The organism is Chitinophaga dinghuensis, assembly GCF_003259435.1.
GTDB lineage: Bacteria > Bacteroidota > Bacteroidia > Chitinophagales > Chitinophagaceae > Chitinophaga > Chitinophaga dinghuensis.
The window spans coordinates 325,603-351,275 of sequence record NZ_QLMA01000008.1 but is presented as its reverse complement, the minus strand read 5'-3'; the positions used below and the strand labels follow the sequence as shown (position 1 = coordinate 351,275).

At 45.0% G+C, this 25,673-nt stretch carries 24 protein-coding genes; 12 read left to right on the top strand and 12 right to left on the bottom strand.

The window, feature by feature from the left end; all coding sequences use genetic code 11:
- Position 1 precedes the first annotated feature (1 nt).
- The gene (locus CLV59_RS23215) at positions 2–2,224 is read right to left on the bottom strand and encodes a TerD family protein (protein WP_111594460.1); all 2,223 of its coding nucleotides are present in this window, start codon (positions 2,222–2,224) and stop codon (positions 2–4) included.
- Between the two features lie 489 nt (positions 2,225–2,713).
- Between CLV59_RS23215 and CLV59_RS23210 the strand changes: the two genes are divergently transcribed.
- On the top strand, positions 2,714–5,020 hold the full coding sequence (locus CLV59_RS23210) for a serine hydrolase (protein WP_111594459.1): 2,307 nt from the start codon (positions 2,714–2,716) through the stop codon (positions 5,018–5,020).
- A gap of 4 nt (positions 5,021–5,024) precedes the next feature.
- Here the strand turns inward: CLV59_RS23210 and CLV59_RS23205 are convergent, their stop codons facing one another.
- From CLV59_RS23205 to CLV59_RS23180, 6 genes are all read right to left on the bottom strand, one after another.
- A complete protein-coding gene (locus CLV59_RS23205; RefSeq protein ID WP_111594458.1) occupies positions 5,025–5,360 on the bottom strand; it encodes an MGMT family protein in 336 nt (111 codons plus the stop codon).
- 137 nt (positions 5,361–5,497) lie between these two features.
- A complete protein-coding gene (locus CLV59_RS23200) occupies positions 5,498–6,964 on the bottom strand; it encodes a S41 family peptidase (protein ID WP_211324019.1) in 1,467 nt (488 codons plus the stop codon).
- Positions 6,965–7,043: 79 nt separating this feature from the next.
- The gene (locus tag CLV59_RS23195) at positions 7,044–7,607 is read right to left on the bottom strand and encodes a DUF417 family protein (RefSeq protein ID WP_111594457.1); all 564 of its coding nucleotides are present in this window, start codon (positions 7,605–7,607) and stop codon (positions 7,044–7,046) included.
- A 63-nt stretch (positions 7,608–7,670) separates the two neighbouring features.
- Complete coding sequence (locus tag CLV59_RS23190) at positions 7,671–8,501, bottom strand: helix-turn-helix domain-containing protein (protein WP_111594456.1); 831 nt, start codon at positions 8,499–8,501, stop codon at positions 7,671–7,673.
- A gap of 41 nt (positions 8,502–8,542) precedes the next feature.
- The gene (locus CLV59_RS23185) at positions 8,543–9,364 is read right to left on the bottom strand and encodes a tetratricopeptide repeat protein (RefSeq protein ID WP_111594455.1); all 822 of its coding nucleotides are present in this window, start codon (positions 9,362–9,364) and stop codon (positions 8,543–8,545) included.
- Complete coding sequence (locus tag CLV59_RS23180) at positions 9,361–9,900, bottom strand: hypothetical protein (protein WP_111594454.1); 540 nt, start codon at positions 9,898–9,900, stop codon at positions 9,361–9,363. Before CLV59_RS23180 ends, CLV59_RS23185 begins: the two co-directional genes overlap by 4 nt.
- A gap of 107 nt (positions 9,901–10,007) precedes the next feature.
- On the opposite strand from CLV59_RS23180, the gene CLV59_RS23175 reads away from it, so the two are divergent.
- Positions 10,008–10,511, top strand: coding sequence for an SMI1/KNR4 family protein (locus CLV59_RS23175; RefSeq protein ID WP_111594453.1), 504 nt, complete (start codon positions 10,008–10,010; stop codon positions 10,509–10,511).
- A gap of 7 nt (positions 10,512–10,518) precedes the next feature.
- A complete protein-coding gene (locus CLV59_RS23170; RefSeq protein WP_111594452.1) occupies positions 10,519–11,058 on the top strand; it encodes an HD domain-containing protein in 540 nt (179 codons plus the stop codon).
- Between the two features lies 1 nt (position 11,059).
- Here CLV59_RS23170 and CLV59_RS23165 read toward each other — a convergent pair whose 3' ends face one another.
- Together CLV59_RS23165 and CLV59_RS23160 are read right to left on the bottom strand one after the other, a co-directional pair.
- The gene (locus CLV59_RS23165; RefSeq protein ID WP_111594451.1) at positions 11,060–12,154 is read right to left on the bottom strand and encodes a hypothetical protein; all 1,095 of its coding nucleotides are present in this window, start codon (positions 12,152–12,154) and stop codon (positions 11,060–11,062) included.
- Positions 12,155–12,156: 2 nt separating this feature from the next.
- Entirely contained in the window at positions 12,157–12,729 is a 573-nt protein-coding gene (locus CLV59_RS23160) for a suppressor of fused domain protein (RefSeq protein ID WP_111594450.1), read from the bottom strand.
- A gap of 90 nt (positions 12,730–12,819) precedes the next feature.
- On the opposite strand from CLV59_RS23160, the gene CLV59_RS23155 reads away from it, so the two are divergent.
- The 6 genes from CLV59_RS23155 to CLV59_RS23130 all read left to right on the top strand — a co-directional run bounded on the left by CLV59_RS23155 (position 12,820) and on the right by CLV59_RS23130 (position 19,033).
- A complete protein-coding gene (locus CLV59_RS23155) occupies positions 12,820–13,227 on the top strand; it encodes a hypothetical protein (RefSeq protein WP_111594449.1) in 408 nt (135 codons plus the stop codon).
- Between the two features lie 109 nt (positions 13,228–13,336).
- Positions 13,337–13,678 carry a hypothetical protein gene (locus CLV59_RS23150; protein ID WP_111594448.1) on the top strand — a complete coding sequence of 114 codons (342 nt, stop codon included), beginning with the start codon at positions 13,337–13,339 and terminating at the stop codon, positions 13,676–13,678.
- Positions 13,679–13,836: 158 nt separating this feature from the next.
- On the top strand, positions 13,837–14,754 hold the full coding sequence (locus tag CLV59_RS23145) for a hypothetical protein (RefSeq protein ID WP_146616285.1): 918 nt from the start codon (positions 13,837–13,839) through the stop codon (positions 14,752–14,754).
- Positions 14,755–14,776: 22 nt separating this feature from the next.
- Positions 14,777–16,465, top strand: a complete 1,689-nt coding sequence (locus CLV59_RS23140) for an erythromycin esterase family protein (protein ID WP_111594446.1) — start codon at positions 14,777–14,779, stop codon at positions 16,463–16,465.
- A 92-nt stretch (positions 16,466–16,557) separates the two neighbouring features.
- Complete coding sequence (locus CLV59_RS23135; protein WP_111594445.1) at positions 16,558–18,069, top strand: hypothetical protein; 1,512 nt, start codon at positions 16,558–16,560, stop codon at positions 18,067–18,069.
- A gap of 178 nt (positions 18,070–18,247) precedes the next feature.
- The gene (locus CLV59_RS23130) at positions 18,248–19,033 is read left to right on the top strand and encodes a phosphatase PAP2 family protein (protein ID WP_245950937.1); all 786 of its coding nucleotides are present in this window, start codon (positions 18,248–18,250) and stop codon (positions 19,031–19,033) included.
- 93 nt (positions 19,034–19,126) lie between these two features.
- Here CLV59_RS23130 and CLV59_RS23125 read toward each other — a convergent pair whose 3' ends face one another.
- Positions 19,127–19,681, bottom strand: coding sequence for a thioredoxin family protein (locus CLV59_RS23125; protein ID WP_111594444.1), 555 nt, complete (start codon positions 19,679–19,681; stop codon positions 19,127–19,129).
- 169 nt (positions 19,682–19,850) lie between these two features.
- Between CLV59_RS23125 and CLV59_RS23120 the strand changes: the two genes are divergently transcribed.
- Positions 19,851–20,264 carry a carboxymuconolactone decarboxylase family protein gene (locus CLV59_RS23120; protein ID WP_111594550.1) on the top strand — a complete coding sequence of 138 codons (414 nt, stop codon included), beginning with the start codon at positions 19,851–19,853 and terminating at the stop codon, positions 20,262–20,264.
- On the opposite strand, the gene CLV59_RS23115 is transcribed toward CLV59_RS23120, so the two are convergent.
- Positions 20,258–20,632: a VOC family protein gene (locus tag CLV59_RS23115; protein WP_111594549.1), complete on the bottom strand. Its 375-nt coding sequence runs from the start codon at positions 20,630–20,632 to the stop codon at positions 20,258–20,260. The genes CLV59_RS23120 and CLV59_RS23115 overlap by 7 nt on opposite strands.
- Positions 20,633–20,782: 150 nt before the next feature.
- Here CLV59_RS23115 and CLV59_RS23110 point away from each other — a divergent pair, with 150 nt between their 5' ends.
- Complete coding sequence (locus tag CLV59_RS23110) at positions 20,783–21,304, top strand: GNAT family N-acetyltransferase (protein ID WP_111594443.1); 522 nt, start codon at positions 20,783–20,785, stop codon at positions 21,302–21,304.
- A gap of 75 nt (positions 21,305–21,379) precedes the next feature.
- Here the strand turns inward: CLV59_RS23110 and CLV59_RS23105 are convergent, their stop codons facing one another.
- Entirely contained in the window at positions 21,380–22,186 is an 807-nt protein-coding gene (locus tag CLV59_RS23105) for a DeoR/GlpR family DNA-binding transcription regulator (RefSeq protein ID WP_245950936.1), read from the bottom strand.
- 320 nt (positions 22,187–22,506) lie between these two features.
- Between CLV59_RS23105 and CLV59_RS23100 the strand changes: the two genes are divergently transcribed.
- Positions 22,507–25,671, top strand: a complete 3,165-nt coding sequence (locus CLV59_RS23100) for a SusC/RagA family TonB-linked outer membrane protein (RefSeq protein WP_170137892.1) — start codon at positions 22,507–22,509, stop codon at positions 25,669–25,671.
- Positions 25,672–25,673: the final 2 nt, after the last annotated feature.

Here is a 25,673-nt window from a genome sequence, read left to right as displayed (position 1 = left end):
GTTAATCAATTAACAATTGGGTTACTTTTGCTGTATCCATGGCCCATTGGGCGGTGTAGGATTCATCAGCAAGGTTCGGATCATTTGTTGGTACCAGGTTTTGTGCCCGGACTTTCAAATCCAGTAATGTACCGATACTGATTTTTGCATTCAGTTTCGCGATCATTCTTTCCAGGCCCTGCAAATCCAGCGACATGGTTGTTTGTCCATCGAAAGCCATTTCCAGCCAGATGATTTCACGCGCAGCTACATTCAATACGCCAAATAATAATCCTTTGTTCAGGTTTTGCGTAACGCGTACCCGATGTTGCACACAGGATGGATCATAGGCTACGCCTGTTCTTGCATTTACTTTCATTTTATGTTGACTGTTCATCCATCCCAACACAAGGTTAGGAGTGATGGCGCCATTAGAATAAGCGTTACAAGTGAACGCCACATAACGGGCATTCGCCTTTTGTAATTGTGCCAGGTCCAGTTCAATATATTCGGCAGTTCCTGTTTTATTCGGAATAGAACGAATATCCCCACTATGCTTGGCGCCGATGGCATCCAGCTGAAAGTAACTACAGAACTGTTTGGTATCATCATAAATGATCTGACAGCTCAGGTCCATGTCCAGGTGCTGCTGTGGTAAGCCAACGCCCCACTGCATGAACAAACGAACGGTATCTCCTTCCACTGGGAAACGTGTTCCCATCAGGGCTGCGGGCAGGTCCTGCACAGAAGTGGCTCTGTCGCCAACAGGCAGTGGCATTGTGTACAAAGACGGATCAATGAAGACCGTTTTGTTACCATTTTGCGCCTTAGTGAATCGTACAGTCAGCATATCCAGGCAGCAATTGGTGACCTCGTCTGCCATTAATTGCAACTGTTCCTGATCATACAAGGCCAGGTATTTATTCGCTTTAATCAATTTATCTGTTCCTCCCAGCGGTTTCACGATACGATCATTGTCGGCATCGAAGTAATTCGTAGCATAGCTGGCAAGCGTTATCAGTAATCGCGCAGGGATCTGACCCTCAATTTCTTTGAATTGCGCCAGCGTGATCTCATGACCGAACCATACCATATTGGCAAACAGAGAGCGGGCGAATAATCCGGGGCGCTGTTTCAACAATGCAAACGTTTTGTCTAAATCGAATTTTAATCTGGACTGCTCTAACTGTGCCGCATATACGGTATATTTTTCGTTATAGAAGACATCCAGTAATCTGGCCAATGGCCCCATTCCTGGCTTATGGCTGTACTCTGGGAGTCGCAGTGCACGAATGAACCGTACCCACATACCGCGTTTAGGGTGCATCAATTCCGCTGCCGCTTCAGCCGACATAGGCAAATTATTCAGCCAGGTAGCTATCATTTTGGACGTGCTTCTGTTGTATTTCAACTTCAGCGATTCCCTCGACAGAATAGCCATTGCGGCGGATTGATTCAACACTGGCAACATATGTCGCTGATTCTTTGCATGTCTTTTGATCAGCACGGATGGCGCAATGATTTGCAGAAACCCGGTATGTTTATACCAGAGGTAGCGCATGATATCCACAGGAGAAGACATCAAAGTACTTGCTATGGCAGCTTTTCCGTTTTCTACCAAGGTATCGGTCACCAGCATCTGGGTTTCCTTCATGGTAATAGTCACCGCTGGCAGATCAAAGATTTGCAGCAAGGTCTTGAGCGTATCTACCTGAGTGGCATCCAGGGCTGTTTTGGACTGTAACAAATTGCTGTAAAGTTCCTGCACGTGCGTATTGGTCCATAATGATAATTCTTTCTTTTTAGAGCCTTGTCCGGTAAGGATTTCATTGCTGAGGATAAACGGCATACCACAGAATGGGCACCCATTGTAACTATTCAACGGGAACGTTTTATCAGGAATGCTATGTCCGCAATCCAGTAAGGTACCCGAAGTAAATTGAAAGAAAGTACCGAGGCGACTTCCCTTCTCTTCCGTAGATTTATCCCAGTTGCTCACTAAGGGCGCCCAGTTATTTTTTACTTGCAGTACTTCCGCAAAAGCCTCGTAAATAGCCTGCAGCGTATGTTCAGGCAATTCATTCAGCTGGTGTAATAAGTCTTCTTTTACTACATATCCCAGCCGACGTATATTTTTAATGAAATTAGCAGATACAGGCGTCATTTCCTTTGATGGGAATGCAATTGCTTCTGGTAAATAAATCGCGTTGAAGCGGATGCCGATTTTCTGTAATGCTGTATACATATATTTAAAGTTTAAGCAGATAATTTTACCACTGTTACCATAGATGTGAAGTAAGTGATAGTTGACCTGCTGGTGATTTACCGATAATCTTGCAAGATGTCATTTAAAGAATGAATAAGTAGTATCTAACAATTGACCGGTAAAATGTTTTTATGTAAAGATCGTGTTTGTCGCTGTTGACATTACAAAGATGGCCCAGCATCTGCGCAGTCTTTCTGCGCAGATGAAAAAAGTTTTGAAATATTTTATAAGTTATTGTTATTTAATTAGTTATGAAGATGTGTTTTTGTCTTAACGGCGATGGGTATATGAAAAATGGGAATAGATAATGGTAAATAGAGGAAGTGGTATGCTTTGTAGTTATTTGCATCTATTAATGATCTGCTAAAATTTTCTCTTGTCAGAAGCATCATGATAACCATTAACAACTTCTAACAAATCCTTTAACATATGATCTAATACCTTCCGCCTTTCAAATAAGCCCTCTTCATGACCCGATTTTTACTACGTATATTCTTTGGTGTGATTGGCTGCTGGAATGTAGCCGTGCAGGCGCAATCAGATACTGCGGTGACTGGTAAAGTGCTGGATGCGCAGACGCATGAACCTATTCCCGGCGCCAACATTACTATTCGGCAAAGAGGTACTGTATCCAATAGTACCGGAAATTTTCGTCTAAATATCCTTGTATCGGCATTACCAGATAGCTTGAGTATTTCCTGCCTGGGTTACCAGGGGGGCCGCGTATCGGTAGCCGCACAGTTAAAACATGCTGGAGAACCTATCCTGCTATATCCAGGGAAGCTGGAATTAGGGACAGTAACGGTTACGGCCAGGGATGCCTTGAAATTAATCCGGGCCGCTATTGATAGGATACCAGATAATTATTTGGTGCAGCCTTACAGGGCGAGAGGGTTTTATCGTAATACCACCATTAAAGATCGGGATTATATGCAGCTGTCGGAAGCAGTGTTTGATATTTGCAGTAAAGGATATACGAATGATGCCGGCAATGACCTATACCTCCTTCAACAAAGGCATATCATGGATGAAAAGGGCGCACATGGACTGGATTTGGGCCTGAAACCTGTTACCCTGTTTGATTTCGACGTGGTGAAAACTATTACTCGCCATCCGGTATTCAGTGAAGAAGGACTAAAGCAGCATCGGTTTTATGTAAAGGGGGTAGTAGATTATAATGGTATACCTGCATTTGAAATACAATTCGATCAGAGAGCTGCATTAAAAAAATCCCTGTATCGGGGTCGGCTTTTCCTGGATACCACTCATCTCGTATTTTTGGAAACGGATTACGAATTGAGTCCCAAAGGCTTGCCCTATAACAGTTACGGAGACCTTGCCACCAAAGCATTAATGAACATCTTCGATATCCATATCCGTATACGCCATGATGGAGCCAAGGTCATTTACAGGAAAATTGGGGAGCGATGGACTTTATCCAACGTAGTAAGTAATACCGGCTTACAGCTATACAGTAACCGAAATCATTATCGTTTCAATACCAATAGTAAGGTCGATTATATCATTACCCAGGTGGATACTACTACAGATAAGCCCTCTGTGGAAGCTCGTTTCGTAGGCCGCAACAAGATCATAGAATTTCAGAACACGCCCCAGGAGCCAGCCTTCTGGCGAAAGCATACCATCATTCTTCCTGAGGTGGATGCAGAAGCCATTGCTAGTTTACTGAAGGCGAGGAATGAGAGTATCCATTTGAAACGCCGATTAGAGAAAAATTGGCAGCGGCTTCCCCAATCCCCGGCGGAGAAGATCGATTCCATTCTTACTTTTTATAATAGGGAAAAGCAATTCAATGGCAGTGCCCTCATTAAAACAAAAGCGGGTATCCTGTTGTCAAAAAGCTATGGCTTTGCTGATTCATCCAAACAACTCGCTGCGGATGCCAATACCCAATATCGTATCGGCTCCCTTTCTAAACCTTTCACAGCGATACTAATATTGCAACTGGAAAAGGAAGGTAAGTTATCTGTGAAGGATACTATTGGTCAATATTTACCTGATTACCCACATGGAGGCATTACGATTGAACAATTACTAACGCATCAGTCGGGGATACCTAATTTCACAACGAATGCGACATCCCTTTCTGCTATATTTCAAAAAGCATTGTCGCTCGATGAGGTAGTGAGGAAATATTGTAGCGATTCCCTGGAATTTGAGCCTGGAACGCAATTCCAATATAGTAATTCCGGATATATAGTATTAGCGTTGCTGGCAGAAAAGATCAGTGGAATGCCATTCCCCAAGTTGTTAAAGGAAAGGATATTCGTACCCGCAGGCATGCAGGATTCTTATGTAAGTATCGATACGTTCACCGGACAAAAACTAGCCACAGGTTATTTGTATGGTAAGCCGGAACCTGCATACCCTGGCGCCAATCTGATGGGGGCGGGAAATATTGTTGCTACAACAGCAGATTTATGCCGATGGCATCAGGCATTATCGGATAACCGGTTCCTGGACGAGCAGCAGATGGCCGCAATGTTCAAGCCGAGGGCGGAGTATACCGATTGGAATGCATGGTATGATTATGGGTGGATGACTGATCAGCGATTATTCAAAGTTTCTTTAACAGGTCATACGGTGCAGTATCATGGAGGAACAGACCTGGGTTTTTATAGTATGTTGGCCCGTCAGCCAGCGGAGGGGAACCTCGTCATTTTATTGAATAATACCGGCGATTTTCCAAGGTTTGATATAACAGATCTGATATTGAACGTACTCCAGGAAACCGCCGATACAACAAACAAATAAATATTTACAGTTCGATTTCGTTTACCGGGTCCCAGAACAACTTTTTAAAGTCCACGATTTTTCCGTTTTTCACCTGGATGCCTTCCGCTTCCAGTTTTTTCTGTCGGGTACCATTATCCCCACTCAAATGCCCGGAACTGTTCACGACACGCTGTACAGGCACCGGCGGCTTTTCTCCGCCTACAAATCCCATTGCCCTGCCTACCATGCGGGCGCCGGATTTCAGGCCCATGGCCTTGGCTACGGCTCCGTAGGTGGTCACACGACCCTTAGGCACGCATCTCACGATATCAAAAATTCCTTTATATATGGCGGTAGTATCTGTAATAGGTTGCTTCATGAATATTGAAAATTTACGCCAGATAAAGTTAAGGGATTATCTGCTTGGCGAAAAATCAATGGAATTGTCGCAAGTGAAGTGAACCCAAAAGTTTAGACACTTTTGGGTTCACTTCATTTAAACGTATCCTTTTGATTTTAATCATTCAATATTGTATTTACAAAATTCACCCACTCATGTGACGGAATACTTTTGTCGATAAAATAATCCGGCTGTAGTCCCTTGGAATCGATGGTAAAATCGGGTATACGCAAACTGCGCGACAGTGCATATCCCAGTTGTATATCCTTGCATGGGGAATTCAGCATGTACATGTTGGAGATATCCAGTACGCCATAAGTGGTGACGCCGTAAAGTTTTACTTTCTTGCTCTGCTTTGCTTCCAGCAGGAATTGCTCTGCTGTACTACCATTGCCTTCATTAATAATGATCGCCACATTCTGCGGATAGGCATATACGTTAGGTAACGTATCGATGCCCACGATCCGGTCGTTAAGATTCACAAATTCTCCCAGATGCTGTTCCAGCTTTTCGTAGGAAGTCTTCGCCCAGGCTTTCTCCTTTTCATTAAAGTTATATTCCGGATTATTGATGAAATCCAGCATCCGCTGATTATTCGTTTTGGTAGAATAATATTCCACTCCAACGCCACGGATAGGATTGGTATAGAGGAATGGAATAATCGAACTGTAAGTAGCGTCGCTGCCGCCGCCATTGTTGCGAATATCAATGATCAGGTTTTTAGTTTTAATCAGTTCCGCTTTGTTGGCCGTTAGAATGCTATCCAGCATTTCGCGGTACGACTGGTTAAATGAAGGGACGCGCAGGTAAAATGTATTGTCATTGCGTTTTACCAGAAATGGTGCCTCTGCGGACATACTAGCAAAATATTCTTTGATGGATGGATCATCGGGCAAATTGTCCGGATAAACTCTTTTCAGAAAATAATTCCCCAGTTTCATACTATTTCGACCTATAACCTCTACTTTATTGGAATTCACAGCAGAAAAATTACGCATGTAGAAAACAGACCTGGTGGCGTCTTTTCCAGGAATGATACGGAATTTAACCATGCCAGGTTTCCAGCTTGGCGCGCCTGACTCCACAATCACGCCTACATACTGCTCTCCTTTTTTGGTAACAGCCATGGTGTAGGGAGACGATTGCCAGAGGCCTTCATAACCAGGATCTTTTTTTGCAGCCACTTGCTTTTTAAAATTATCAAGTTGGATCGCAACCGTTTCCCAGTTGGCCGGAGCTGGAGGATTGTCTGTAGTTGGAGTTGCTGCCGATGTGGACTCGGATGTTACTAAACTGCGTACATAACTGTGGCCTGACCGGAAGAATTTTAACCATTCAGACATGATCGCCACACATTCGTCTTTGGTCTTTGCTTCTTTTATGCGGGCAAGGATCTTTTGATTGTGTGCCTCATAAGCATCCCTGCCTTTAGTGTCTATCACATATTTGAAGCCTGCATCGTTATCTTCAAACGTTTTTTTGAGCCATTGAAAATTGCTTTCACAAGTGCAGGATTGGGCGTAGCTGGACTTTACAGTTACTACTGTCAGAAGTAGCGTTAGCAGGTAGATGTTGAACTTCATTTGCTGGGATTTTTCGATCTGATAAATATAATATTTATTCAGAGAGAGCGTTTGTTTTTCGCAGAGACAGCCATACTGACTAGGAGCGTTTTAATAGCCTTCTCGCACAATCTGATGCAGCTACTAATCCTCCTGCCATCATGATAAGGTCTTTCAGTACCATTCTGCCTGGTCCGGCCAAATAAGGAAAACCATGATGAGGCGTAGGTCCGTCGCCACCCAGATCAGGCACATAAACTTCCGGGGTGGTGATGAAGAAAGATAGCGTAATCAATGCCATACCTGCGGTTAACAATCCTCCAACCAGTCCCGGTTTAGGATACCAGATACCAGACAGTATCAATATGCCAATCAATACGATTACAGCGCCGAGTCCATATGCAAAAGGATAAGTACCATTGCTGACATGCCATTCCTGGTTTTTCTTTACTTCTTTTCCTTCAGGGTTCATGTACTGCTTGTATTCCGGAGCAGGATGATGATAGAAGAAACTCATCAGCGGAGAATTTGCAACAAAGGGAACAATGCCATCTGCTTCATAGTGGCATACTTTCAACGCGCCAATCCAGGCGAGAATTACAAATATGGATATTCTCAGAAAATGAATAAAGTATTCTTGTACGTTTGCTAATAACTTCAACATAGGAGATTGTTTTTAGCAAAAGTACCATGCATTCCGCCCGTTGTCCATAGACGGATACTGCCTTTACATGGACATTTGTGCTACCACGGAAACGCCCACTGTTTCCCTGAATTTGGAGGGGGAGACGCCTGTATATTTTTTAAAATAGCGGCTGAAATAATGTTCGTCTTCAAAATGCAGGGTGGCCGCAATTTCCTTCATACTTTTATAGGTCAGATGAATTAATTTCTTGGCCTCCAAAACCACTCTTTCCTGGATCAGATCAGAAGGGGATTTCAAAAAGTATTCTTTTACTTTTTTTGAAAAATTATTGGGCGTCATACCTAATTTCTCTGCATAATAGGAGGGCGCTCTGTTTGCCAGGAAATGAGCCTCCAATAATTCCCGGAACTGCATAATAGGATGGTAGGCTTGTGTAGTAGGATCGCTAGGAATATCCTGCACCATGATCCTGGTGCAAAGCGCGAGGATCAACTGTAAATAACTGCGGGATACGGCGAGACTATAATTGTCCTGATGTGGAAGTTCTGCCTCCAGTTGGTCTGTGAGCTGTAACAGCGCATGTTGCCGCACAGTATTGGGCAGTATAAACGGCGGATGATAAATATTATTGAAGAGCAGGCCATTGCAGGCCACTTCCTTTTTATGGTGTTCTATGCAATAGTAATCGCCATGAAACCAGACCGATCTGAGCGTACCTGTAGCATCATCGCTGAAGTGAATTTCTTGCCAGGGAGTCGTGAAGATGACTGCATGCCCGGAGAAACTGCCTTCGAATAAATCGATGGAAAAACTACCGTTACCCTCACAGAAGGTAATACTGTAATTCTCCAGGGTACTATATTTCCGGGCAGACGCGATGTTGCTACAGGTAATACTACAAGTCCGTTCCATATCACAAAGGTAAGGTCCTGTATGCAGAACCCCCAATTGGTTTAATGCGGAACAGCCGCTAGTTGTGCTGCTACATCCCAGGGATATATACTGTCGAATATTTCACAGTATACATCATTCAGGCGAAAGCCGGTTTTTAGTCGTTTGTCGGCCTCATTGAACTGTTGCACAGCAGCGGCCGTCTTTTTTTGTGCTAATAGAATGATTCCTTTGTAGTAGCTGGTTTCAGCCAGGTCAGGATAGATTTTTTCTTCCTTCTCCAGATCGTTCATGGCGCCTTTATAATCCTGCAGCTGAATTTTCAATGCTGCCCGATGCACATAGTCATACAGGTCGGGCGGGCGATTGGGGTCCCATTTGCGCACGCTGTCGATACCCAGACTGAAATATTGCAAGGCTGCTTCCGGATGTCCAAGTCCGCGCTCACAGAGGGCCATCACCACATAGAGATTATAGGTACCGTCGCCGGTGTGGGCAGTGCCATCTCCGGTAAGGCGGATCACCTCTTTAAGGTCGGCCAGTGCTCCTTCACAATCGCGCATAAATTTATACCGGCACCATCCTCTGCTGACCAGCATTTTTTTCGGGGCCAGGGCTACTGCTTTGTTGATGTACCAAGCCCAGGTGGCGAAGTCGCCCCGCTTTAGATAAGGCGTTCCCAGATCTCTCCAGGCCTTTGCCATATTGGGGTTCAGTTGTACGCAGCTATCGAGGTACAGCATATTCATCTTGGTACCTTGATATTCGCGCATACTTCTTTTATAGATGGCCTCTATCCGAAGGGAGTCTGCTTCACTGAGCTGTGCAAAGCTGCTGAAGGCGGTTCCCAGCAGCAAGCAAATGATTAAGATTCTTTTCATCATGGAGAGATAGTAATGATTTTGCCTTTTCTGATATGAAAAGTGATGTATTGATAACTGTCGTGGGTTTGATGCTCGTATTCCATGGGTTGCCAGTCTTTGTACTGCTTCAGAGCCTCCAGCAGCTGATGGGTAATGCTATCCGGGAAGGTAGCAGGATGCATCTGTTCATCGATGCATTTGATGCGGAAGCGCCCGGTATGTCCTTCGCAGTTAATGACAAAACGAATAGTGATATATCCATTTTGATTTTCGAAGCCAGGATTGAATTTGTACTTATCAAGTATGAATTTTGTGATCAGTGGTTTGTGCCGAAGGTAGTAGCCTTTTTCGTTGTAGTATTGAAAAGTCTTACCTGGTTCACATACGTGAAATGTGCTGTCGTCAAGGGTTTTGTCGAATGGGATATCGCCGACGTTGGCAAGGGTGGTGTCTGGTCTGCGTTGCTGCGCGTTTCCAGAGGAAGCGGTCAACAAACATCCCATGAACATCGCTACAGTCCAACAGAACAGAGATACCCGGCGGGGGGAATTAAGCATTGATCATTTTTTTACGGAAAATAATATAGCTAAATTTTTAATATCAATACGATAGGGTGGTTCGGCGTATATTCGTATCCGTATCTTAACATGAAAAACGAGTGAAGATGGATTTTACCAAGTTTAATATTATTGCGAATTACAATACTCAGCGCACTGATTTATTCCCTTCCACTACAGCGGCGGTTGAACAACTGGAGGAGGTATTCAACATTAAAGTTGATCAGGATTACAAAGAATATGTGACCCGCTATGGTTGTGGTATTTTGGGAGGTACTTATGTGCGGGTATATTTGCCGGAAACAATAGAGGCATTGTACCCTGAATGGAAGGAGCGTATTACCCAATATTGGTTCTGGGATGAGGGGAAAGCGGTGCTCACGAAAGAGCAGGTGCTGGAATCGGTCATTATGGGCGATACATTTGACGGCGATGAAATTATCCTGTATAATCACCAGTATTATATCCTGCCTCGCCATGAGGAAATGATTTATCACACAGGGCATACGCTGGGAGGAACGATTGACTGGCTATGCACCGCCGGCATTCTTACAGAAGCCTTTGCAGAGCGTGATTTCGAACCTTTTGACCCTGCGGAATACCTTAAATAATTACAAGATGGATATTCAATCTGTTTATCAAGAGACGATATTGTTTGCTGCTGAAAAGCATACTGCTTTGCAGCAAACAATTCCTGGTACTAACTTACCATATGTAATACATTTGAGTAATGTAGCGATGGAAATATTGACAGCCGCGCATTTCTCTCCTCACTTTGATACTGCTTTTGCAGTACAGGTAGCGTTGTTACATGATATTTTGGAAGACACGCAGACCTCGGCCCAGGAGCTGCAGTCCAGGTTTGGAGAGGGGGTGACGGCCGCTGTACAGGCGTTAACCAAAAATGATCAACTGCCTAAAGCGCAAAAGATGGAAGATAGTCTGCACCGTATTCAGCAGCAGCCGAAAGAGGTTTGGGCGGTGAAGCTGGCAGACAGGATCACCAATTTACAGCGTCCGCCTGCGCATTGGTCTACCGAAAAAAAACAAGCCTACCTCCATGAAGCAGACAGTATTCTGCAGGCGCTGGCGGGGGCGAATACATACCTGGAAAACAGGTTGCGCAAAAAGATGGAAGAGTATCAGCAGTATATTTGAGTTACTGTAATGTACGGTGAATGATCAATAAGGTATTGTTTGTGGCTGTCCGTTCTACTCTTGGATAGCAAATGACCGCATAACCACCCGCTGTGGTTTTGTTCAGCCCTGAAAGAATGACGTCTTCATATGGCAATGGAATTACCTCGCCTGTAAGTAAATTTTTATATCCCTGTACTCCTTTACTGTAGTAGATTTCCAATAATTTATTTTCTTGGGTGATCATCCAGCCATTTCCTGCGCCTGTATTGAATCGGGTAATATAAATGTTATCATGGATATGTTCAGGGCTCCAGGTGTTATACAATTCATCTTCCAGGTCAAACAGCGGATCTTTCACATGAGTTCCATCTGGGGCTAGTGTGATAATTTCCAAGAGGCCCTTTTTGTTGGTGAGCAGGTAAGAGGTTTGTGTGCGAGAGAGGAACAATGTCTCCCTAACATAACTATTATCTGTAGGAATCGTTTGAGTGTGGGTAATTTCTCCTTTGGTATTTATTTCGCGCAGGAGCCATGTTTTGCCTTCTCTTGCCAGCAGCCGTATATGGTTGCCCTCAATAAATAACTTATTCTGCGAGGGAAGCGGGATTTTAATATTTGTTTTTTTATGGACCTGATTATCCCGGAAGGTCACTGCCATCATTTTGTCTGGTTTGCCTGGCGAAAATGAATCCTGATAGTAGAAGATAGCAGCATCTGGAACCGTGGCGATGTAATGGCCGGAAAAGGGTCTGTTCCCCTTTGGCTGAGAGATAGCTTCCCGATCAAATAGGGGAATACTGATTTCCATTTCCTTATCGGGATGGTAGGGGATGATGGAAACGAATATTTTACCATTGGGGTCCTGAAACAAGGTGGGGAGGATGCCATCCGGTTCTTGCCAGACGCCGGTTACATTCCCATCCGGATGAAGACGAAGATAAGTCAGTTTATAAGATACCGCATGATATACGTAGGTGGCCAGGATGGATTGTCCATCCATCGATAGGTTACCGTGATGCGTCACGCCATTGGTAGTCTGAAATCGTGTAATCGTAGCCGTTGGAGTATGGGTGATATCTACTTGAAAAGGTTGTACTGGCGTAATGTTTTCCATGGCTATCCTACTATAATTTTTGTGCGGTTCACATTAAAGATATCATTCTCCGGATGCTTCCAGAATTGTTCCAGTCCGATCGTATGAAAGGTACTCAGTTCCGATTCATACATGGGATATAAGGCAGAAATATGGATAGGGTAAGGAGTGCCGATGTCTAGCTGTGTATAATCTGTACGATCCAGGATGGCGGGCGCAAAAATATAGAAGGCATCCATGTCTGAATCCGGGCTGATTTTCTCTCCGAAACGGATAGTTTCGCCATAGGTGAACGGGCATTTTCCTCTCAGTTTATTGGCCACATATCCTAATACATGGGCCCATTCCAATTGTGCTGATTCCACCGTAATACAGAGTTCCGGATGTCCATATTTCCAGGCAGGATGTGTTGCAAGGGAGAGGCCATAGGTGAAAGCTGTAATGAAACCAGGTTCCGGAATATCCTTGTATACGATAGTGGTAACGCCGGGTAATCCGGGAATCAGGCTATCGTTGGGATAGAACATGGGTTCCTGTCCGAAAATCTGATCCAGATGTTGAATGTATCTTGCTGCGGGTGTGGAAGCGGTATTCATACAATGGTGACGGATATGGTGAAGTGAAGGTAGGAAAATTACTTTGTCTGTGTATGGAATTTCTTCTGCTTATAATCTATATAGAAAAAAATGAAGTTATACCGTGAAATATGTTTGCAGATTGTATTTGTAGTGTTCCTGGTTTGTATGATGGCCTGGTGGATGATGCCGGTTAGAGTCAATAAGATGAGACAATTGTATACAATTGATACATTAGCATATTTCAAGAAAACGGGGCTTCATCTTTTACCCCAAAGAGAATTTCTAACCATAGAACTGGATAGTAATGAGGTGCAGAATCGGATTGCTTTTGACTTTGCGCAGTTGTATATGCATCAGATCATTGCAAAGGAAGATACGATCCACGGCATTCATTTTCATTTCGGCAATGGAGCAAAATATGAGCATCTGATCCTGATGCTGGATATGTTCGTTTATGAGAGGGCGCAATGCTATTTGGTTTATCCGGCGGATACCTGGTTTATCTACTGCCCTTGAATATTACAATGAAATGAATCATTCATCAATCGATCAAATGAAACGATACCGCGAAATATGTTTACAGATAGTATATGTGCTAATCTTGGTTTGTATAATGGTTTGGTGGATGCGACCGGTGCAAAAGAGTCGGAAGCTGGAGTGGCATTCTGTGGATACTGCTAGTGCCTTTTATAAGGAAATGGGAATACAGTTGCCTTATAAAAGAGCGTATCTCACGATAGAACTGGATTCCAATCCTGTGCAGAATAAGATTTCGCTGGATTTTGCGCAATTGTATATGCATCAGATTATCAGGAGAAATGATACCATTCAGGGAATTCGTTTCCACTTTGGGAAGGGCGCCAAGTATGAGCACCTGATTCGGGTACTGGATATTTTCTCGTATGAGTCTACCTGGTGCTGGATATCTTTTCCGGAAGATATCTGGTTTTTTCAGATGGTGGAATAATATACTTGATAAGAACGACCAAAATAAATTGGCTTATTTAGTCAGATGCACCCAACCTTTTGGAGGAGAAGGCTCGTTTATTTAAATACCTTGGCAGGTGTTTGCCAATGGATGCTAACCCCATTGGCAGGCTGGTGACTATTTGTAAAATTAGTGCTATGAATTGCGTGAAAAGGTACGCCACTGTGGCTATTCTGATGTTAGTTGTAGTTATTTTGTTTGTGCAATGTGGTAAAGACCATGTTGCAACTCCCGGTGGTGGCGGTTCCAAACAGGGCCGGCCTCCATTGCCAGATCCAGGTCAATACCTGGTGACGCATATTACTGCGAACGGTATTGCAAAAGATAGCATGGTGTACAATGATAAGAAGCAGGTAGCCCGTAAATGGGAATATGTAGCGCTCTATCGCCGCTTTATGAATTATGCAGATTATACTTATGATGACCTGGGATATGTATCCACGGCCGTTTATTATAATTACATCGGAGGATATATCGTAAAAACCCGCAAAGACACGGTGCAATGGAGTCCGGGCAAGCTGGATATCTATTCCACGCTATACCGAGGGCAGACGGGCGAGGTATCAGGTACAGATGAGGCACATTATAAACTGGATGAGAACTATCGAATGACATTGGAAGGCAGGAAAGATACCTTTCCCATTTTATACGGAAGAATGTTACATTATGTAGCGCCTAGCTGGAACAAGGACGATCTTATTGCGCATACATTCAACATGTGGGTACAAGTAGATAATTCACCTACTATAGCCTATCTGCGGGAGTATAACCTGCAATATGGTATGGAGCTGAATCCCCTCTACCCAGTAATCGTCGGTAATCCAATGCTTTCAAAAGCAATACTGAATGATCTCTATCCAGATGCCAATGATAAAACATATCCCTGGTTGTGTTCCATGCATTATGTGACTGGATTGCAATATCAAGAGGACGACAAGCCGATTGTAAATTCTACAGTCAATTATACTTTGTTACCCAATACAAGAGTGGCATCCAAGCAAGTATTTCCTGGCACACAACTTGAACTGGAATACAGGTATATCAAGGTACGTTAAGTGAACAATTATCATTATCCGTATGCTGAAAAAATGGTTAACTTTCCTATACTGCTTATGTAGCACTACTATCTTCGCCCAGCAAGCTACTGCGCCTGTATTTTCCTTAGCTGCGGCTCATCCCACAGATACTGTTCCGGAGAACCTGTATTTTGCCGGTCCTTATGCCAGTAGTTATCATGCTGTTTATGATAAACAGTTAGCACAGACTTTACGTATAACCATTACCGATAGCGTGCCCAGATCGCCTGGATTAATGATCTTGCAGAAGCTGCCTTTGCCCGTGTCTGCCGGAGGCAAACTATTTCTACGCATACAGGCCCGCGGAAAACATATGCAGCAAGTACAGTTGAGTTGCGCTATCATGAACAAAACGGAAACAATTGTAGGGCGACTATCAGCAGTATCCTCATTTGCAAATGGTTGGCAAACTTTCATAATACAAGGAAACATTCCTTCAGATGCAGTATATATTGCGCCCATCCTACAGATAGATGGGCCCGGAGAATGGCGGTTGTCTTCCATGACAGCCACTATGAATGGTAAACCATTGCACCAATGGCTGGATCAGCAATATATAGCTACCGCGACAGCCAGTCGCCTGTCCTTACAACCATTCACGCCAGCAGCATTTGGAGATACGATGTTATCAGGTCATATTCCCCGGATACTGGCCATCGGTGAATATTGTCATGGCGCTGCCAGCAACATCCATGCATATACGAATATCGCCCAACAGGTATTGACGAAAGGCGCATACAATGCGGTAACCCTGGAAATAGGAGTGGACGTGGCTTTGCATATCGATAAATACGTCAACGGAGACAGCAGCGAAAATATAGCCGCATTACTGAAGCTATGCGGCTGGCACATGAATAACCAGGAAATTCTCGACTTCCTCCAGTGGATAAGAAACTATAATGCGACCCATCCATCACCGATTCATGTGATGGGCATGGATATGCAATTGCCTTTCCTTGCTATATCGGAACTGGCCGGGGATAGTAGTCTGGGCCCTGCCATGGTAGCAGCAGTCACAAATATTGGAGAGATAGCGGAGGAAATGCTGTCGGGAATGAAGGTAGATACGGCAACACTGCATACTGCACAGTATCATTTTCAGCAACTGGTAGCTACCGCCCATACAGATAAAGCCACCCTGCTGAAGATGCATCAGGTGGCGCAGTTTCTGGAGCTTTGCTCCAGACAAGGGAAACCTGATTTTAATGGCCGACATATCTTTGAACAGGGAGGGTTCCGCGATTCTTGCATGGCAGTAAACCTGCGTAATGCGTTGCAGGACACCAGTATCCGGGCCGTCTTAATTGCGCATAATGCCCATTTGATGAAGCTGCAAGGGATGGCTGGCGGGTATCTGCAACAATATTTCGGAAGCGATTATGTAATGGTGATGTCGCTGATTGGAGCAGGAAATTACTTCTATGCCTGGAACTATGCCACACAACAGGCACTCACGGCAGCGCTTCCGGCAATACCAATTGGGTCTTTGGAATATAACATCACTAAAAACAATCACGAACCTGGTTGGTTATCCCTTCATTCGCCGGAATTTGAAAAACGGTATCGGCATAATATCCTTGGGGTACATCAGAATAAAGCGGTGAATTATAGCTGGAACATTGTTCCTGCCGAACAGGCTGATTATATGATTTACCTCCCACAAACAACACCGGCAGCCACTTTGCATTAAATATGCAGGCGAAAATATCATCAGGAATTGAACAGATCCGTTCAACAGTTCGTAGTAGCTTTGAAGATATCAGTAGATGAACTGTTCCTGTTATGAAAAATAGATTCACGAAAAATCTTTTGCGCAGCTGCTGCATTGGCTTCCTGCTGCCATTATCCACCCATGCGCAGCAATGGGTATCCCTGGATGCTAAAGGGAAATTAAAATATGATTATTCCTCCCGGGGGGATCGTATCCCTGATTTCTCTTATGCTGGTTATAAAGGGGGCGGAGTGGCCATTCCGGATATTCCGGCTACTATTACCTTACAACCCATTTCCGGCGATAATAGCGCCGCTATCCAGGCTGCCATTGATAAAGTGGCTGCCATGCCCCTGAAGAACGGTTTCCGGGGAAAGGTATTGTTATCTCCCGGTAACTACGAATGTCAGCAAACCATCCAGATACAAGCCAGCGGCATAGTGTTGGCCGGTAGCGGTAGCGGAGAAAACGGGACTGTGCTGCAATTAAGCGGCGCGCCACATATGGCGGTGGTAATAAAAGGGAAGCCGTCGTATACCAATAATGGTCCTAGCCAGCTGGTTACAGACGCTTATATTCCTGCCGGCGCCATGAAATTGCAGGTGCAAAATGGTCAAGGTTTTAGATCGGGAGACACGGTTCGTATAACCAAACCCGTTACTCCGCAATGGGTGAAATTCATGGGGATGGACGATTTGGTCAGAGACGGTAAGCCCCAAACCTGGATCAGTGGAGAACTGACTACAGACAGAATCATCACCGCTGTAAAAGGCAATACGCTCCAATTGGATGTACCGTTGACAGACAGCTACGATGCTGTCTATACGTCGCCGGCAGGCACGATGGTGGAAAAAATCAGCACCACCGGAGAGCTCTCCAATTGTGGGATCATGAACTTCCGTATGGTATCGCCTTCACAAACGGGTACTATCAATGAGCGCCACCACCAGGCATTTTTCATTGGGGGGATTACCGATGCATGGGCTACCAACATCCAGGTATTTAACACCATCAACAGTATCACGCTTACTGGCCGCAGAATTACCCTGGACAGCATCGCGATCTATCATGATGATAAAACCATCGGGGCCGCCAAACCGGCAGATATCAGTACCAATGGGCCACAGCAGTTGGTAAAGAATTGTTATATCAAAGGAGCCAATGTTTTTTATATCGCCACTGGGGCTAAAGTAACAGGCCCTATTGTAATTATGGATTGCCTGTTTGAAGGTGGTGGCTGGATACAGCCGCATCAACGATGGGCAACAGGATTACTGGTAGATAATTGTAAGGTACCTGGCGGCGGTATTGATTTCATGAACAGAGGTGAAATGGGCTCCGGCCATGGTTGGTCTATTGGATGGTCCGTAGCTTGGAATAGTAGCGCTACCTCCTTCCTGAACCAGCAACCGCCAGGAGCTATGAACTGGATGTTTGGCTGTATAGGTGCACAACGAAAAGAAGCCCGCCCTTTTGATAAATCGCCATTGCTGCCGGAAGGGATCTATGTATCGCATGACCATCCAGTGCAACCACTGAGTTTGTATAAACAACAACTGCTGGAACGATTAGGTAAAAAATAAATCTATGGGGATTCCCAAAAGTCTGTTCTTACTTTTGGGAATCCCCATGCGGTATGATGAAAGTATTAGTCGGTCAGCTATTCCCTTCTCCTGTAAAAGCTTTGTCTTTTATTCTCGGCAATTCGATAAATTGCGTTCCAATCTCCTTATTTCTTCATCCATCAAAAAGCTATCTGATTTGGAAAAACGCTTAAAAGGCCTTGCATCTCTCATTTTGGCCACCATACTCTTGTTGACAAACCTCACTACTTTCGCCCAAACGGATTCTATGGCGTTTACGCCAAAGCGCAGCCAGCCGACTTTTAGTCCTGGTAAAATTACTTTCCGCTCATATATACTACCGGCGGCATTGATCGGCATTGGAACGGCAACTACCATTATCAGGGTTCGTGATAATAACAATAAGGACGTAGTGTTAAACACCACTAAGAAAGAGCCCGGTATGTTCGCTCAGCCGGAGAATTACACTGCCTTTTCACCGGCGGCAGCGGTAATAGTATTGAACCTGGCAGGAGTACGAGGTAAACATGCTCCTGCAGAGCAGGCATTGCTGTACGCCGCCTCAGCAGGACTCACAGCTGCCATCGTATATCCGTTAAAGGGAGCAACACATGTTTTGCGGCCGGATAATACAGATTATCAGTCGTTCCCCTCTACGCATGCCGCTATTGCGTTTGCATCCGCAGAGTTTCTCCGTAGGGAATATGGCGATCAGTCGATATGGTATACTGTGGCAGGATACGCAGCTGCTACTTCCACAGCTATTATCAGGGTGGCAAAGAATGAGCATTGGGTAGGGGATGTGTGTGCGGGAGCTGGCATTGGCATTGCCTCCACTACCACCGCTTATTGGGTGTACGATAAAATTAAGATGCACTTAAAGCATAAGGAATCGTTGCACACCTTTATATTACCAGCCATTACGCCGGAATTTTGTGGGGTTTATCTGACAAGATCCTTCTAGAAATGCCGCGTGTGGGCACTTTTAGAGAAACTATAAAGTAAAAAAGAAGGCTGAAATAACAGCCTTCTTTTTTACTTTATAGCAAGTTCTGTTTTATGCAAGTAAGAGTGGTAATAATTCTGCCTGAAAGCTTTTCCCTTTATCATCATTGTACCATTGTTGCAGGGCAACTTTCTGTTGTTCGAAATCCGCTTTCTCTTGTTTCAGCTGATCATACAACTGTTGACAACCTGCTGGTCGGGGACCCCAGACCGCGAGGTCTTTGTCGGCACTGTCACGAATAATCAGTTTGGGAATGGACTTCGTGCCATGTGTGAGGTATTGTTCAATCAGGTTAGGAGGGCTGTCCCGCAGTTGGTAGTCTGTTTGTATCAGTGGATTCAAATTGGCTATCATTTGAATGAAGGGTACAATATGCGCGGCATCTCCACACCATGGTTCTGTAATGATCACCCAATGTTGAACTGATGAGATAGCTTTTGCGGCGGTAATGATTGCTTCATTAAGTACGCCCACTTTCAGCCAGCGTTGGTGCCTGGACCAGTTTAACTTCGTATAGTTAAGGTAGTTAGGATTGTCGTATGGCGCTGCAGGATTAGGATCGTGCAGGATGTTATAGAACTGATGTTCGTAGGTTTTGAAGTCCATGTTCCGCTGTTTTAGTTCACTTTGCAAAGGTACCATAGTTTCTCCTATACTGATATGACAATAATCATAATGATAAGCTGTCGTCGCCCCAAATTATCCAGATATTTCACCAAAATCTTCCATTTTCCGGAGGTATTTGCAGATGACCTTTGCGGGTAAATCAAAGTATATGGATTATAAAGCGATATCGCCGGAGGCAATAGGGTATTTGTATAAGGCGCATCAGCAGTTTCGGAAGAATATAGGAGAGGAGCGTTTGTTGGCTTTGGCGGAGCTGCGGGTATCACAGTTGAATGGATGTGCGTTTTGTTGTGGGTATCATGCAGGGGAACTGCGACAGATGGGTGTTTCGCAGGAGTTGTTGGATGAATTGCCGGGATGGAAATTATCCGGGCGATTTCATGCCAAAGAAAGATTAGTGTTGCAATGGGCGGAAGAAGTGACAGCGATAGGTACTGTTTCTCCTGCTACGTTGCAGCAACTGGAGCAATTTTTTAGTCGGCAGGAAGTGGTAGATATCACGGCAGGTATTGCCTTGATGAATGCTTTAAACCGTATTCGTATTGCCCTGGGTGATCATTGATCGATCACAGAGGTAATCCACCAGGTATTGCCGTAGGGATCTTGTATGCCGCCGGATCGGCCATAGGGTTGATTGGCGATGGGCATAATGGCTTTGCAGCCATGTTCAATTGCTTTTTTAAAGGTAGCATCGGCATCATCTACGTAAACAAAAATGCCGGCTGGTTGGTATCCCCAGTCGGCATTACCTTCTCCAAACATGATGGTAGAGTCGCCAATCTGGATTTCTCCGTGTTTAAAAACATCTTGATGGAAGCTGCGAATTTTTTCGGTAGCGCCGAATACTTTGCGGGTGAAATCAAAAAATCCTTCTGCGTGCTTGATTATTAGGTATGGCATCACACGTTGATACCCTTCAGGTAATTTCATAAAATAGGTTTTGCTGAAGATAATAAAAAAATCTAGCACTGCCATCCTGCCGCAGCCTGCTGCGGTGATGGCTTTAATTTTGAAAATATTCAAAAAGGAATGGAGTATTTTGGCGGAGGGGGTATTTTTTAACCTTTAATGTAGAGAGACATGAAACCATCCTACCATATCGCGCCATTAGTGTATGAGCCGGAGATAATAGCCGCTCTGGCAGATTTGTTAATAGAAACCGTTGCCAGTGGCGGTTCTGTTAGTTTTATGCATCCGCTGGATGAAAATACTGCATTGGCTTTCTGGCGTTCTTCCATGAATGCAGTAATTGCTGGCGAGCGAATGTTGCTGGGCGCCTTTGACGGCGCAAAGCTGATTGGTACTGTTACTTTATTGTTGAATTGTCCGCCTAACCAGCCGCATCGGGCTGAAGTTGCCAAGATGATGGTGCGAACAGATTACCGTGGCCAGGGAGTGGGGCGGGCCTTAATGGTAGCGGCGGAAGCGCAGGCTTTGCAAAAGGGCAAAACGCTGATCACCCTTGATACTGCGGAAGAAGAAGGAGCGGCAGGGTTATATGAAGCGCTGGGATTTGAAAGGGCAGGTATGATTCCGGACTATGCATTGAAACCGCATGGCGGATTATCAGGCACTATCATTTATTATAAGCGACTTTCCTAGTAAGGGATTTATAAAGCAACAGCCCGGGATGCGTTCATCCCGGGCTGTTCTTTTTTATAGTAGATTGACCAATTGCTAAAGTATGGTGAGGTCTTTGGCCTTGTAGGCCTGTAGTTCCTTGCTGTCCGCTGGCAGTTCCGTGATGAGGTAATGAATATCGGAGAGGTCTGCGATTTTCATTTTCATGGAAGAGTTTAATTTCTCAGAAATTGCAAGAATTGCAACCTTGTCTGCGGCTTTTATCATCGCTTTTTTCACCTGGATGGTTTCCCAGTCGGCATCAGTAAGACCATTTACCGGGTCTATGGCATTGGTGCCAATGATGCAGAGGTCCGCTTTGATATTGGAGAGATATTCAAATACTTCTCCGCTAACAGTCATCTGACTGTAGGCAGATATCTGTCCGCCGATCACGATCGTCTTTATCATGGGCTTGTCCAGCAGTTCTACAGCAGAAAGTACGTTAACGGTGATAAAGGTGGCTTTGAGGGTCGTGGGGATTTTTTTGATAAACTCCCGGATGGTGGTACCGCCCCCGATCAGCACGATCATGTCGTCCCGCAATAATTGCAAAGTTTTATCGGCGATCACCCCTTTATTTTGCTGGGCGTATGTTTCGGATTCATGGCCGTAATGATAGGCGATAGACATAGCGCCGCCTTTGATTTTCACTACTTCTCCATCGTCCGCCAGCTCATTGACATCCCGGCGGATGGTATCTTCCGATACATTAATCAGGTTGACCAGTTCCGTATACGTTATGCGGGTATGGATATTCACCTGTTGAATAATAAGTTGCTTCCTGGCTTTTTTTGTCAGGGTTACAGGAGGCAACTGGTCCTGGGTATTTGCACTATCCATGGCTTGTGTTCGGCGATTCAAATTTTAGATGAAAGTATTATAGTCCTCCGGTTTGCTCCGGGGTATGAGATTTAGATCTAATATAATACTTACTACAAAAATAATTCATCTCAGAATGATTTTTTGCATTTTTATTAAGATAAATAATTTTTCTGCAATAATTGAAATTAAATTAATCATTAATTATCAATTATTTAACCGTGTATGCCGACTTGTTAGAAATTTTTATGCGATAATATTGCAGAAATATTTGCAAATAATTTGCAAGTTTGAAGAGAATGCCTATTTTTAGTCCTGTATTTCCGCATTATTTGAAACGCATTATCAACCAAACCACGAAAATGAAAAATGTCATAAACCTGGCAACTTTTCCGAAACTATTCTTATCCTTATTCTGCCTCCTATTCGCGCTGGCCAGCTTCTCGCAATCAAAACCAGCACAAATCAGCGGTACCGTAGCAGGTCCCGACGGACAGAAAATCATCGGCGCCAACGTGACCCTCCTCAATGCCAAAGGAGTAGGCGCTACCACCGACCTGGAAGGAAAATTTACATTTAAAATTCCTGCAAATTATCCTGCAGCCAACATTACCATATTGGTAACTTTCATCGGTTATGATAAAAAGGAAATAACAGTACCAGCCGGACAATCCTCCATCGATGTGCAACTGGAGCTCTCCTCCAAAGCACTCAATGAACTGGTAGTAACGGCACTCGGTATTAAAAAAGAGAAGAAAGCAACTGCATATGCGATCACAGAAGTGAAAGGCAGCGACTTCACCAAAGCCCGCGCCTCCAACCTCGGCGATGCCCTCGCCGGTAAAGTGGCTGGCGTCAACGCTTCTTCCCTCGCCGGCGGCCCAGGCGCTTCCAGTCGCGTAATCATCCGCGGTACAGGTTCCCTGGCTGGCGATAACCAACCACTCTATGTAATCAACGGTATGCCTATCGATAATACCACCCAAGGCGCACCTGCCTCCGGCAACGGCGCTATCGGTCTTAACCAGGATCGCGGCGATGGTATCGGCGGCATCAACCCGGATGATATCGAATCTGTGACTGTTCTGAAAGGAGGCCCCGCAGCAGCCCTCTACGGTTCCCGTGCAGCCAATGGCGTTATCCTTATCACCACCAAAAAAGGCGTGAAACAAAAAGGCATCGGCGTAGACTACAACGGTACCTTCACCATGGAAACGCCTTCTGTAAAACCAGACTGGCAATATGAATACGGCTCCGGTATCAACGGCAACAAACCAACCACCCAACAGGAAGCTATCAATGCCGGCCGACTCTCATGGGGTCCTAAAATGGATGGTACGCCTGTAATGCAGTTCGATGGTATAGCCAGACCTTATTCTCCACAAAAAAATAATATCAAAAACTTCTATAACACCGGTACTACCTTCACCAACAGCGTAGGTTTCTCCGGTGGTAATGAGAACGCTACCTACCGCGCTTCCCTCTCTGATATGAATAACCGCGGCCTGGTTCCAAACCAGCATCTCAATAAAAAAATATTTACCCTCGGCGCTAACGCCAACCTGAGCAAAAAACTCAGCATCGAAGGTTTTGCCCAATACAACGTGGAAAAATCTGATAACAGAACAGGCGTTTCCGATGCGCCAGGTAACGTAAACTGGGGTACTTATATGATCGCTAATACAGTGGATATCCGTAACCTCAAACCAGGCTATGACGCCAATGGCAACGAGATCAAATGGAATCCTTCTGAATTCGCTACCAATCCGTATTTCGGACTGAACAAATTCCAGAACCATGATAACCGTAACCGCTTTATCGGTAACCTCGGTATCAAATATAATATCCTGGATAACTTCTTCGTTCGCGGCCGCGTAACGCACGACTACAGCGCTACCAGCTATGTAGGTATCGTGCCTTCCGGTACTGCGTATATGCCTGAGGGTTATTACCAAGGTATCAATACTAATATTGCGGAAACCAACGCGGAACTGACCTTTAACTACCAGGGTAAACTGAGCCGCGACCTGCAGCTCACCGCCATGGCGGGTGGTAACAAACGCAAAAACGGTACTGATATCACTACCCTGGCTGGTAAAGGTTTCTTCCAGCCCGGTTTTTACGATCCTTCCAACGTTTTGAGTCTGCTCCCTGCAGTATCCAACCAACGCCTCGCCACCAACTCTGTTTTTGGTTCGGTAGACCTCAGCTTTAAAGATCTCCTGTTCATTACCGCCACCGGCCGTAACGATTGGTTCTCTACACTGTCTCCGAAAAATAACAACATCTTCTATCCATCTGTAGGCGCCAGCTTCCTCTTATCTGAAGCGGTTTCTATGCCAGCATGGGTGAACTTCGCGAAAGTGAGAACTTCCTGGGCACAGGTAGGCGGTGGCGCTCCATTGCCTTATGCGTTGAACCAGACCTACAGCATGGTACCAGGCGGCGGTCACCTCAATCAACCACTGCAAACGCCTACGCAAACCGGCAACGGTACCACCTCCGGTCAGTTGATGGCGCCAAATCCTAACCTGAAACCATACACGTCCACTACTGCGGAAATTGGCGTGGAAGGACGTTTCCTTAATAACAGACTGGGCCTCGACCTGACCTACTACAGCCGCAAAACGACCAACGATATCATGCAGGTAGCGGTATCTCCAGGCTCCGGCTACAACTCTGCTTACCTCAACGTAGGCCAGATGAGCAACAAAGGGGTAGAACTGATGATCAACGGTACGCCTGTGAAAGGTAAAACCTTCAGCTGGGATGCGAGCTTCAATATGGCGTATAACCGTAACCGTGTGGAATCCCTCAACGGCCTCGATAACCTCACCCTGGATGCCAGCGTAAACAACTATGCTTACCTGTACGCGGAAGTGGGCAAACCTTATAGCATCATCATGGGGAACCGTGTGAAGAAAGATGCACAAGGCAATACCATCTTCGATAAATCCACCGGTTATGAAAAAACAGAAATGGCGGAACTGGGTACCGGTATCTCCCCACTCACTGGCGGTATTACCAACACCTTCCACTACAAACGTTTTGACCTGAGCGTACTGGTAGACGGTAAGTTCGGAGGACATGTATACTCTGCTACCAACTTGTATGCTACCCGCTTTGGTCTCTCCAAAGTGACGCTGCCAGGCAGAATGGACGGACTGACTGTAACCGGTGTGGATACAGACGGTAAAGCATTCACCAAAACCTTCACTTATGCGAACGGTATCCAACAGTATTACGATAACTGGAAAAACATTTCAGAGAAATTTGTTTATGATGCCAGCTTCGTGAAACTGCGTCAGGTGGTGCTGAGCTACAATATCCCTGCAGAATTGCTGTCATTCGCCAAAGTACAGGGCGCCAGCGTTTCTTTCGTGGCAAGGAATCTCTTCATCCTCTACAAAAACACCCCCAATATCGACCCTGAATCTACTTTCAGCAATGCCAGTGCGCAAGGCTTTGAAATGTTCGGTGTACCTCCTACCAGGAGTTACGGTCTTAACCTGAATGTTAAATTCTAGTC